The following is an 11,145-nucleotide window of genomic DNA, read 5'->3' as shown; positions in this document are numbered from 1 at the left end:
ATCCTGGTCGGTTGGGTGGCCGGAGATCCTGGTCGGTTGGGTGGCCGGAGATCCTGGTCGGTTGGGTGGCCGGAGATCCTGGTCGGTTGGGTGGCAGGATATATGCAGATGTAGTTATTTCCGGCTTCGACGGCTTCGACGGCTTCGCCTGCCGACCTCCGCTTCGCTGCGGGGGGCGTGCAAGCACACGGCTTCGCCTTCGGAGCCTCCGATAACTACATCTGCATATATCGGAGGGTGAAATTGTATTTTAAGAAAGAGAAAATGTGATATGTCACATGACTGGATGTGGTGCGACCTCAACAAGTTATTTATACTTAAGGATAATCAAGGATGGCTGTATAAAAGTCATGATTAACGGAGTTAAACTGCATTTATGAACTGAAATGCATATTGTTAAAGTTTAATGTTTCGTAATACAGATAGTTATTAAGCTAAATACAGCTTCTGTAAAGCAAGAGTATACTAATAATATAGGCCGAGATATTTCATCATTTCGGGATCGGCCTCAGTGGTGTACCCGACGCCACCAAGAGCAGCCATCATGACGGTGAACGAACTGTCCTGCTCCTCCTCCAATTTTTCCATTTCCTGCCCCAAATTTCCCATCGCCTGCTTGCTGATGCCATTCATGACTTCCTCCCATTTCTTCAATTCCTCCTCATCTTCGTCCTCCCCGTTTTCACTCGTGTCGCCTAAAAGTTCCGGCACTTGCATAGCCATTGGTCCGGCATTAGTGCCGCCCTGAAGTTCGGTGCCCTGTCCCCCCGCCTCCAGCGCGCGCGCGCGACACAAAACCCGCTTGAAGAGCTTGATGAAGAGTTCGAAGGTGGGAATAACATAAAGCCCAAGCAGGCAGATGAACGCTGCGTTGGCGTGAGCCATGGCGGCAGCCAGTTCCGGTTCCGTGTCGAAGAAGTCTTCCCGTCCGGTCTTGAGGCGGTAGTTGATCTTCGGTGCAGCAAAAAAGAAGATCGAGGCGAACCGACCGAGCGTGAGCTTTAGCACCCGATACTGCATCTGGTCCTGAGTGACGTGTTCATTGCTAATACCTTTTCCCACTTCGATGATCAGGATAAGGACGAGCACGGCAATGTCGGAAACTGCCTTGGCGTCGCCGATTGCGGCGACGAACAGGAAGATACCGGTGAAGAGTGCGTAGAGGAGGGAAGGTGATTTAATGGTCGCCTCCCGCAGCAGAGAGATGAATGAGGCGCCCCAACCTTGTGATGGCTCAGGATCGACGTCCCATTTGAGGGCGTCGATAAGGCGTTGCGTCTCGGCTTGTCCTGCTTGCGCGATGTCGCCGGTTCGATTGCCGGGTTTGCTGGCCGATGTTCTGTGGAGGAGCGACTTGGACTTACCGGTGTAAGCCTCAAGTGCATTGAGGATGGGTCGAAGCAATTCCACATCGTCGTCGGAAGCGCGTCCGGAACGCGTTTGCTCGCTTTTGGCGAAGAAGTCTTTCCCGGTGGCCCAGATGTCCTTGAAATAGAAGCCGAGCAACGGAATGAGGTTGGCGAGGACGGTGCCGATTATCATTGTTGTACCGGTTCCAAATTCAATCCCGGTGCGTTCGAGGATCTCGAGGGTGTAGGCGACTGCACCCAGTCCGACATGGACGTACACCATGTTCCACACCTGTTGCACCGCGGCAGCGTCGTTGTATAGCAGGTTGCCGAGAAGCCTGATTGCCCCAATGACCAAGACGCCCCAAGTACCGGTCTTCCATGCTTGCTCTTTGGCAGTCCAGACGAGCCAACCTGCGGTTCCAAAGATACCCAAGCCGGCGAGAGTATGGACAAGCTTGATGGCAAAGCTGTCGTCTTCGAGCAGAGGGATGAGTTGCTTCACGACAGCTTCGGAGCGCTCCTGAAGGTAGTTCTTGCGTGTGTCGGAGAGGGATTCCAGTCCGGTGTCGAGAAGCTTGCGCAAGCTATCGCAGGCCTCGAAATTGTCGCTGATCTTTCCGGGGATTGCGGCATATTCAGCGGAGGATGCACCGGGTTCGCCCGGTGAGTGATTGGCGGTGGACTTGGCAAGCGCCAGCAGAGTGTTTTTATCGGCGGGGGTTTCGGGGACGCCGATTTCTCTAAGGAAGTCGTCAACATTCTTACCATTAACTTCGTCGCCAGCGAGGGTGTGGTCCTGAAAGTACTTGAGAGCCGAAGCGAACATCCCGAAAAGGGGCTTCATTCCAGCTTTCAGTTGGATTTGGCCCCGACCGGGAGCCGCCGCGGCGGGGAAGGGGCCCAGGGCGGGAGCAGATGCAGACATTATGATTGTTGGTCTTGAAAGGACGGGGAATTGGAAAATGGGTAATGGGTAGAGTAAAAACGAGCAGTTGATTGAGTAAAATGAAGTGACGGATTGCGATGGTGTTTTGCTTACTTGAAGGGGGCGGGAGCCAGGCTTTTTTGTAGCCGGTTCGAGCGCCCATTACTCGCCCCCTTCTGCTCGTCGGAAGAAGTCGTTCCGGTAATCGACATCAGCTGCGCAAGTTTGAGCAGGTTTTCGGGGTGGCCGACGGTGATCGGCGATTGCATGCACCATAGCGCGCAGCTGAAACTCGTATCTGCACTTCGAACCTGATTGGTGTCCGCGCGGCTTTTTTGGAGGCTGCTGAATGCAGGAGCCGACACGAGGGGGCGGTGACGCCATTCGATTGGCAGGTGTGCCTGCCCTGCAACACGGAGCAAGGCCCGGCGTGGCGGGTCTCCTGGGATCGACATGCCTGGTTGTACCCCTTCGCCAAAATCTGCCGGAAAAGGAAGGTGAACCCAAATACCTCGGCGACACGCATGATCAGGCTTTCGATGCAGCCAAGAGCCTGTGCGCCCGTCAGCTCGTATTTGAAATCCTTCATGCAGTCACTCTGGCGTGCATCCTTGTCACCCGGCAGCACTACGGGAGGCACAGGAGGTACGTACTCTGTGAATTTTCAGGGTCAAACCGACCGTCCACTTCTTTTTCTGCTTTCCAGGCCTCCTTTTCATTCTTTCCAGGAGGGTGCCCAAAAACCATTTAAACCCATCGCTTCCCGCCTTCGGATAGAGCTCTTCACTCACTCACATCTGCAATCTTCCACCCAAAGCTCACACACTCAGTTTTCGCACACACTTTCAATTTGCCTTATTCAATCTTCACTTTAACCATCACCCCATTTTCACACCTGCATGATGGCTTCCAGCTCGCCCTCCAACACCGTCGGCATCATCGGCGCCGGCCACGCCGGAGTTCCGATGGCGGCGATGGCCTCCAAGGCCGGTTTAAACGTCTATCTTTATGCCGATCCGGGTCATCGCGGCAGCAACTTCACCGAACTGCTCCAGCAAGTCGACGGCAGCGGTGAAACTACCATCACCTGCGAAGAAGCGGTCGTCGGCAGCTTCAAAATCAAACTCGCCTTGGACCTGCAAACTGTGGTCGACAAATGCGGCGAACTCTGGAACTGCCTGCCCGAGTTTGCACATGATCAACTCATCACTGAACTGGGATCCTGCAACGGCTTGGACAATGTCATTATCGGCACGGTTACCGCCAATGGCTTTTCGCTCAAAGCACGCAACCGCATTCGCCCTCGTGGTTTCATCGACTGCGCCGTCGCCCCTACCGCCAGCAGAGCAACGAACGGAAAAGCATTTGTCGCGGGGGTCAAGGAGGGCATGTATATCGGTCTATTCCCTCGCGACCTTCCCCAGACGGCTCTCGACAATTACCGCAAGATCTACCCCCACCAAAAAATCCGCATGCTTCCAAATGCGTTCGGTGCGCTGTTCGCCAACGGCAATCTCTGGGTGCACCCCGGGCCGCTCGTCTTGGGTCTTGTTGCAGCCGAAAAGCAAACACCGGGTCTCAAGTTCTATCCTGATGTTGTTGGAGGAAAGTTCGGCTCAAACGTGGCCACCAATGTCGCAAGGGCGATCTGCAATCTCGGCAAAGCTTACGGAATCGAAGTTCCTGAGGGACTTGCTCTCATGACGTTCTACTACAATTTCGCCGCCGAGAGCCTTTCAGACTTCACCCACAGATTGCCAGCCTACAACGCCCAGTCGTTCATGCCTGCCGCCGAAGGCATGGAATCCAACCGTTACATGGTCGAAGACCCGGGTCTCCTCAACATGCTTGCGACGCTGGCCGATCTGGCTGGCTTGGATAATAGGCCTTTCCGCGGGGTTGTCGACATGGTGGGCATGGCCATGAGCGCGGATTACGAAACGAACGTAGCCGATCTTTCCGGCCTCGGCATGCGCGGCTTGTCAAAGGCCGATATTATGGCGGCGATTAACGAGACCAAGGTTGAATGGGATGAGCGTTGGGCGGATGTATCTAAGGCGCCGCGTGCTTTGGCAGTTGACGGGCAGACTTCAGGGGGGGAAACGGAGGGCGATAAAAAATTTTGGCACTACATGTTTTAAGCGCCCTGACGCCTTGCTCTTGTGGGCGTGTCGGATGGCGGCATGGTGCCAGTAGTCGGTTGAGTGTGGAGGATATATCGAGATAGCAATAGCTCATAGTAACTAGGTAGTGAATTCAGAAAATACGGGTTTGCCCAAAAAAATTTTGTTCTCTTCCATCGTGACGCCGCAATACGTTTCCCTTGTGACATGTAAATCAATCATTGGACAATTCGCGTATTCTAATTCGTCGCCAAAGTTTCTGGCCGTTTTCGTGTGATGCGTTGTGGGTTGCTGACAGGTGCGCACATTTTGGCTTCGGGAACTGGCTGGTATGGCTGTGCAGTCATGTGCTTTTTATTGGCAGGATATGTTCTGTGTAATATTTGTTTGATTATGTGGTTGTATTTTTGTGCGTTTGTAAATTTATTCGTTTATAAGTTGGTTTAATTATTAATTTGCTTGTAAGTTGCATTTAGGTTATGCGAGATGGCCGGTGGCTTTTGGCACGCCATGTAATGGCCCCATAAATCCTCGGACATGATCTCCCACTTGTTAAGTGTGAGGAGTAATGTGCCCATTATGAGTAGTCACAACCCGAAGATAGAAGTGCTGTCCGGCCCTGAGTGGCGCCCGTCGCTGGTCGACGGCCGAGAAGCTCGCCATCGTTCAGGAGACGTATGAAGCGGATGCGACGGTTAGCATCGTCGCGCGGCGTCACGGCTTCCAGCCGAACCAGTTGTTCAATTGGCGCAAGCTTGCAGCGCAGGGAGCGTTCACCGCAACCGCATCGCAGGAAGACGTCGTTCCGGCATCCGAGTATCGAGCCCTTCAGAACCAGGTCAAGGAACTGCAACGCCTGCTTGGCAAGAAGACGATGGAAGGCGAAATCCTCAAGGAAGCCCTCGAAATCGCCACCGGCCCAAAAAAACACTTGTTGCGCTCGCTGTCGTTGCCGAAGGGCAGTTCGCGATGACGGCTGTATGCGAGACTTTAGGTGTCGCCCGATCAAACATCGCAGAGCGTGTGAAGCAAATCCCTTCCAAGCCCCGTGGACGACCGCCGCTTGCTGATCGGGGCCTCGTGGATGAGATCAAAGCGATCATCGCCAATATGCCGACTTACGGCTATCGCCGGGTTCACGCCATTCTGCGCCGAAACGCGAGCAACAATGGCCGCTCCTGGCCAAACGTCAAACGCGTCTATCGGGTGATGAAGCTGCATGGTCTGCTTCTCCAGCGCCATACCGGTGCTGTCGATGCGCGTCGCCATGATGGCCGTGTCGCTGTCGGGCGGTCGAACCTCAGATGGTGCTCCGACGGCTTCGAGATTGGCTGCGACAACAAAGAGAAAGTCCGCGTTGCCTTCGCTCTCGACTGCTGTGACCGCGAGGCCATCGCCCATGTCGCGACCACCGAAGGGATCAAGAGCGACGACGTTCAGGACCTCGTCATCACCGCCGTCGAGAACCGCTTCGGCCGCATCAATATGTTGTCCGAACCCATCGAATGGCTCACCGACAACGGCTCCTGCTTCATCGCCAAGGACACCGCATCCTTGCTCCGCGAGATCGGCATGGAACCGTGCACGACACCGGTGCGAAGCCCACAGTCGAACGGCATGGCCGAGGCGTTCGTCAAAACATTCAAGCGCGATTACGTCTCGGTCAATCCCATTCCGGACGCTGAAACCGTCATCGCCCAACTGCCATTGTGGTTCGAGCATTACAACACGCTTCACTCGCACAAGGCATTGGGATATCGATCACCGCGCGAGTTCTTAAACCGTCAAACAGAAACCTGATCCTGTCCGGCTTTTATGGGGCAACTCCACTCCATCATCGTGTTTGGGTAGGCAACGAAATGGACTGTCCCGCTGGTTTCAGACCAGCAGGATGAGCGTGAGGCCTAGAGCGTGTCGTCAGTTGAGCCAAGAGACGATGCAGCCGAGTTGGATTGCGGCAAGGAAGGTTTTGCCAGTTTGTCATAGCGGGTTGCAATTGCTCTGAAACCTTTGAGTTTGCAGAAGAACCGCTCGACAAGGTTACTTTTTCTGTAGAGCGCGAAGTCGGTGTCGCGCTAGACAAGCCTATTGGCTTTGGAGGGGATGGCCGCGGTTATGCTGCGATCTGCGAGAACCTCGATCAACGCATCGGCATCATGGGCCTTGTCTGCCAGAAACGCCTCGGGTTCGACTTCTTCCAGCAAAGACGCGGCTTGGCTGACGTCGGATTGCTGTACCGGTGTGAGCGACACAGCAACAGGATTGCCCAATGCGTCGACCAATCATGTGAATTTTGGTCGTCAGGCCTCCCCGCGATGTGCCGATGGCCTGATATGGGCCGTTTTAGCGCGCCGGCATGTTGACGCCGATTGCCGCCGCCGTCAGTAGGAAGGTGCGAATGTCTGCCGGCGTCGCATCCTCGGGGAAATGCAGATAGTAGCGGATGGTTGCCGGGATGACGCCGGCTGCCCCATAGGTCGGCGCTGTCACGATGCGCCCTCCGCCGGCATTTTCCTCGTTGACCGCCATGGCATAGACGCTCAGCCAGTCGTTGGCGAGCAGGGGATTGAGCCTGTTGTTGCGCCGTTCCTCGTTGAGTTTGTCGTGTATCGACTTCGCACGGCGCTTCACCTTCAGCCCACCCGGCATGCCGCCGTCAACCTTCAGGCCGCGGTCGATACAGTTTTTCATCGCGTCCTAGTCTAGATGAGGTCGAGACCGGCATCGATTTCGGCGACGCTCCTCTTGGTTGCTTCGTTCGCCCGCTTCATCTGGGCGATCGTCAATCCGGAGGCGCACGCCATGTCCAGCATTTGCTTGGCGTTTGAGAATGCATAGGGTGCGCGGCCGTCATGCGTAGCCCCTTTTGCGCTGCGCATGACCTCAAGCTCGCCCTCCGTCACGACAAAGCCGCCGCCGATCGAATAGTAGATCCTTTTCAAAAGCATCCGGCCATCCCGATCCAGTGCGGAAAAACTCATCCCGCTGGCATGGCCGGACAGCGACTGCTTCCTGTCGAAAACGAGATCGGTTTTCGGCTGGAATTCATAGCTCGGATGGCCGGGAGGCGTCACGCGGCCGCTGCATTCTACCGCTTCAATGATGCCGTCCATCCGGTCCGGATCGACCTTCGCAGGCTCCTCGCCCATGAGGCCGAGGATGACCGCCCTTCGGGTGCCAGGGCGGATCCCCGTAAAGGCGAGCGAAGCGTGAATGCTCACCTTCAGGGTCGTCAGATGTGCACCGGCCGGTCGCGGCCATTCATTGGATAGCACGAGATCGAGGAAGCGGTTGGCCGCGGACATCGGTCCCATTGTATGAGAGCTTGAAGGTCCGATACCGATCTTGAAGACGTCGAAGACGGAGATGAACATCGCGTTATTTTGTCTGGCACCGTGTAACGACTTGATGAGAGTTCGTTGGCCGGCCCTAGCATGCGGCCGTGAAGGTGATCTCCACAAGGATCTGTGGCTTGGCAAGCCGTGCCTCACAAGTTGCGCGCGCAGGTGGGTTCGATGCATCCACCCAGCTCTCCCATACGACATTCATTGCGTCAAAATCGGATATGTCACGCAACCAGATCGTCGCCGAGAGCAATCGAGACTTGTCGGTTTTCGCCTTTTCCATATTCGCGTCTGCTTTCGCAAGAACCTGCCGGGTCTGGCCGGCGATGTCTTGCGAAAGGTCATCCGCTGTGATCCCGGCGAGATAGGCGACACCTCCGTGCGTTACTACCCGGCTCATTCGGGGGCCTTTTTCAAAGCGATCGATCATGTTGTGGACTCCTCTCCAATTAGGTGTTCGCAAGGCAGCTCAAAATAGTCGCTTGGTCTCGTTTTCGCCTTTCATTGCGGCGATCGCCCCAAGGGATATGGGCTTGACGGGATTTCGTATGTGGAAATAGCCAACCTCTTCCGGTGATTTCCCAAGTTGGCGCGCCATCAATTCGGTCACCGTAAGACCGCAAAGGCGGCCCTGGCAGGGACCCATGCCCGTCCGCAGGAATGTCTTCGCGACATTGGGGCCCTGAGCGCCCTGCTTCGCAGCGTCTCGTACCGCCCCGGCTGCGACCTCTTCGCACCGACAAATGACCCCATCATCGCCGGGCATACGAAAGGCGTCTAAGGGCCGGTAGAGCGCGTCGATAAAGCGCCGACCACGTAGCGCGCTATGCAATTCATGTTTGAGTTTGCTGATCGAAGAAGCCAGCTCGGCGGAGGGTGCCATGCTAAGGTCTTCGACAATATGCAGGGCCGCTACCCGACCGCTGATCTCGGCGGCAAGGGCGCCTCCTATTCCTCCGCCGTCACCGGCTATTGAAATTCCCCGTATATTTGTCCGAAATGCGTGGTCGAGTTGGGGCTCGAATGCGAGACGCTCCTCACTCCAGAAATGCTTGCAACCTGCTGCCATGGCGAGGTTCACATGTGGCGCAACGCCTTGGTGAAGAAGTAAGGTATCAACCTCCAGCTCTTGGGGCCCATCGCTCGCCGTGTAGCGGATCGATCGAAGTTGCCCGCTACCCTCAGCTTCAAGAGACGACACATTTCGCACGACTTTCGTCGAGCGTTGCACCTCGGCGAGCAGTCCGATGCCTTTGCGGAAGTAGGGTGAGATCAGGAAGCTGGGAAAGTGCCGGAACGCTCTCAACCAGTTGGAGCGGGGGGTTGTATCAAGCACTGCTGCCACGTGAACAGACGCTCGCACGAACTGTGCTGCAAGAAGATACAATAAGGGGCCGGTGCCAGCCAGCACCACTTTACCGGCCGGAACAACCCCGCTCGCCTTCAGCATCGTCTGCGCCGCGCCGGCCGTCAGCACACCAGGCAGCGTCCATCCTTTGATTGGAAAGGGGCGTTCCAGGGCTCCAGTAGCGATAAGAATGCTTTTCGCGAGGAGTACTTCTGCTCGTCCGTCGCGCTGTATGCCAACCGAAAGATCTTCGGCCTCCCCCTGGCGTTCAATCATCCAAATGGTGGATTGGGCAAAGTGTGTAGCGCCACTCTGTGCCACTTCGGCAACCAATCCGGCGCCACTATAATAGTCTTTTCCTAAAATGCGCGGTTCCAAAACCCCTGATATGGCGACGTTTCGAAATATTTGTCCGCCAAGCCCCAGGTTTTCATCCACGATCGCGACAGATAGACCACGCGCTGTCGCCGCAGCCGCGGCGGCCATTCCGGCGGGTCCTGCGCCGGCAATCACGAGGTCAAAAGAGGTCTTATTGCTGGCCTGCATCATTCTTGTTCCTTCAAGAGCACCCGGCGGCCGCCTCCCGTAATGATGCGCATGCCGTCTCGTACAGGTGTAAGACAGGCTTGGCGGTCGCCTTCGCCATCAATCGTGCAAAGACAGTCAAAACACACTCCCATTCCGCAGTAGGGCCCACGAGTCGTGTTTGTGACGGCCGTTCTGCGAAACGACGCATTTCCTGCGCACAGCAGCGCGGTGGAAACACTGTCGCCTTCTGCAACCTCTACACTTTCCCCGTCGATGAAAATCACGAGGGGCTTCTGTGGCTCATGCAATCTCTTGAACATCGGCAAATCTTTTCGGGCTAAAGACATCAAAGCGGCTTGGCAGGGCTCCGGCTGAAATCTCGCCAGCAAGGTCAAGCACGTGCGCGGCAGCCAGAGTGACACCGGAATGACATGTAACCAGGAAAGCTCCGGGATACAGGTGGCTCTTTTCGTATATGGGGCATTCATCTGGACTGAGGACGCGAAGCGCGCTCCATGCGCGAACGACGCGGGCCCGACCTAAGATCGGAAACATGCGGACTGCATCGGACGCTAGATCTGCCAGAACGGGGGTGGTCGTCCTTGTGTCGAATCCGGCATCCTCTTTCGAAGCACCGATCATGACACCGCCCTCGTCCGTTTGTCGAACATTCCCCACGGGGTAATCCAGGAATCGGTCGAGCTTTTCTGTTACTAAGATCTGGCCGCGCTCCGGATGAACCGGGGCATGCAGCCCAACCATCGGCGCGAGCCTGGCGTTGCCCAAACCGGCGGCAAGAACGATGCGTTGTGACGACACCATTCCCCCGGCTGTTGTGAGCTGAAAGCCCCCCTCATGAGGCTCGATTTTCCGAACCGAATGGTTTGGTCGATACACAACGCCTTGCAGTGACGACGCGCGATGAAGCGCGGCGAACAACCTGAGCACGTTGACATGCCCATCGAGTGGACAGTAGCTACCGCCGACCACGTCAGGCCCAAGCGCAGGCAGCATTTTCGAGAGTTCGCCTGGGTCGAGTATCTCAACCGGATAGCGTTCCTCACCCAGTAGCTGCATCAAGCGGTCTCTCGCGACTACTCTCGCCTCGATCTCTTGCTGGCTGAGGCAAAGGAGGAAGCCACCGCGCTGTTCCAAACTCACATCCACACCTGTTACAGTGAGGAGTTCGTCCGCAAGCTCCCGCCACAGCGACACAGAATGGCGAGACCAAAGGGAGTATTCTCGCATCCCAAGGCCTTTGAGATGCTGCCATACGAGTGCAAAGTTACCACGCGATGCGCGAACAGCGGTATCACCTTCGTCGAGAACCACCACCTTTTGGCCTTTTCGCGCCAGGCCATATGCGATGGACATCCCGACAATGCCACCGCCAACAATTGAAAAGTCGACGGAATCTGCTGTCACGCTAGGTCCCCGGCGACGTCTGCGGTATGCTCTCTCTTGCTGTCGACCGTGTCCATCGAAGAGCCGCAAGCAGCGGAAATAGCTCTGTGAGAACAATAGT

The 11,145-nt window shown here is 56.0% G+C and carries 7 protein-coding genes and 3 pseudogenes; 2 read left to right on the top strand and 8 right to left on the bottom strand.

Annotation, left to right across the window (positions count from 1 at the left end; genetic code table 11):
• Positions 1–465: 465 nt before the first annotated feature.
• Positions 466–2,196, bottom strand: coding sequence for a hypothetical protein (locus BLU15_RS36535; RefSeq protein ID WP_090302149.1), 1,731 nt, complete (start codon positions 2,194–2,196; stop codon positions 466–468).
• A 292-nt stretch (positions 2,197–2,488) separates the two neighbouring features.
• On the bottom strand, positions 2,489–2,866 hold the full coding sequence (locus BLU15_RS39290) for a hypothetical protein (RefSeq protein ID WP_143034340.1): 378 nt from the start codon (positions 2,864–2,866) through the stop codon (positions 2,489–2,491).
• Between the two features lie 310 nt (positions 2,867–3,176).
• Here BLU15_RS39290 and BLU15_RS36530 point away from each other — a divergent pair, with 310 nt between their 5' ends.
• Together BLU15_RS36530 and BLU15_RS36525 are read left to right on the top strand one after the other, a co-directional pair.
• The gene (locus BLU15_RS36530; RefSeq protein ID WP_090302147.1) at positions 3,177–4,418 is read left to right on the top strand and encodes an NAD/NADP octopine/nopaline dehydrogenase family protein; all 1,242 of its coding nucleotides are present in this window, start codon (positions 3,177–3,179) and stop codon (positions 4,416–4,418) included.
• A gap of 561 nt (positions 4,419–4,979) precedes the next feature.
• Positions 4,980–6,200 (top strand): annotated as a pseudogene (locus BLU15_RS36525) (IS3 family transposase).
• Between the two features lie 117 nt (positions 6,201–6,317).
• Here the strand turns inward: BLU15_RS36525 and BLU15_RS36520 are convergent.
• The 6 genes and pseudogenes from BLU15_RS36520 to BLU15_RS36495 form a co-directional block, all read right to left on the bottom strand.
• A pseudogene (locus tag BLU15_RS36520) lies at positions 6,318–6,740 on the bottom strand (IS5 family transposase); the annotation flags it as partial.
• Between the two features lie 24 nt (positions 6,741–6,764).
• Positions 6,765–7,774: pseudogene (locus BLU15_RS36515) on the bottom strand (serine dehydratase beta chain); the annotation flags it as partial.
• A 55-nt stretch (positions 7,775–7,829) separates the two neighbouring features.
• On the bottom strand, positions 7,830–8,174 hold the full coding sequence (locus BLU15_RS36510) for a RidA family protein (RefSeq protein ID WP_090302146.1): 345 nt from the start codon (positions 8,172–8,174) through the stop codon (positions 7,830–7,832).
• A 39-nt stretch (positions 8,175–8,213) separates the two neighbouring features.
• On the bottom strand, positions 8,214–9,641 hold the full coding sequence (locus tag BLU15_RS36505; RefSeq protein WP_371590414.1) for an FAD/NAD(P)-dependent oxidoreductase: 1,428 nt from the start codon (positions 9,639–9,641) through the stop codon (positions 8,214–8,216).
• A complete protein-coding gene (locus BLU15_RS36500) occupies positions 9,638–9,940 on the bottom strand; it encodes a (2Fe-2S)-binding protein (RefSeq protein WP_090302144.1) in 303 nt (100 codons plus the stop codon). Before BLU15_RS36500 ends, BLU15_RS36505 begins: the two co-directional genes overlap by 4 nt.
• Positions 9,921–11,045, bottom strand: a complete 1,125-nt coding sequence (locus BLU15_RS36495; RefSeq protein WP_256386728.1) for an NAD(P)/FAD-dependent oxidoreductase — start codon at positions 11,043–11,045, stop codon at positions 9,921–9,923. Before BLU15_RS36495 ends, BLU15_RS36500 begins: the two co-directional genes overlap by 20 nt.
• Positions 11,046–11,145: the final 100 nt, after the last annotated feature.

The sequence above is a fragment of the Ensifer sp. YR511 genome (assembly GCF_900103045.1).
In the GTDB taxonomy this organism is placed as follows: domain Bacteria; phylum Pseudomonadota; class Alphaproteobacteria; order Rhizobiales; family Rhizobiaceae; genus Ensifer; species Ensifer adhaerens.
The sequence above is the reverse complement of the archived record's forward strand: the minus strand, read 5'-3'. Positions and strand labels throughout refer to the sequence as shown.

Excerpts from the sequence above, each read along its gene's own strand:
- BLU15_RS36500 (WP_090302144.1), bottom strand. The coding sequence starts at position 9,940 with ATGTTCAAGAGATTGCATGAGCCACAGAAGCCCCTCGTGATTTTCATC.
- BLU15_RS39290 (WP_143034340.1), bottom strand. The coding sequence starts at position 2,866 with ATGAAGGATTTCAAATACGAGCTGACGGGCGCACAGGCTCTTGGCTGC.
- BLU15_RS36510 (WP_090302146.1), bottom strand. The coding sequence starts at position 8,174 with ATGATCGATCGCTTTGAAAAAGGCCCCCGAATGAGCCGGGTAGTAACG.
- BLU15_RS36535 (WP_090302149.1), bottom strand. The coding sequence starts at position 2,196 with ATGAAGCCCCTTTTCGGGATGTTCGCTTCGGCTCTCAAGTACTTTCAG.
- BLU15_RS36505 (WP_371590414.1), bottom strand. The coding sequence starts at position 9,641 with ATGATGCAGGCCAGCAATAAGACCTCTTTTGACCTCGTGATTGCCGGC.
- BLU15_RS36530 (WP_090302147.1), top strand. The coding sequence starts at position 3,177 with ATGATGGCTTCCAGCTCGCCCTCCAACACCGTCGGCATCATCGGCGCC.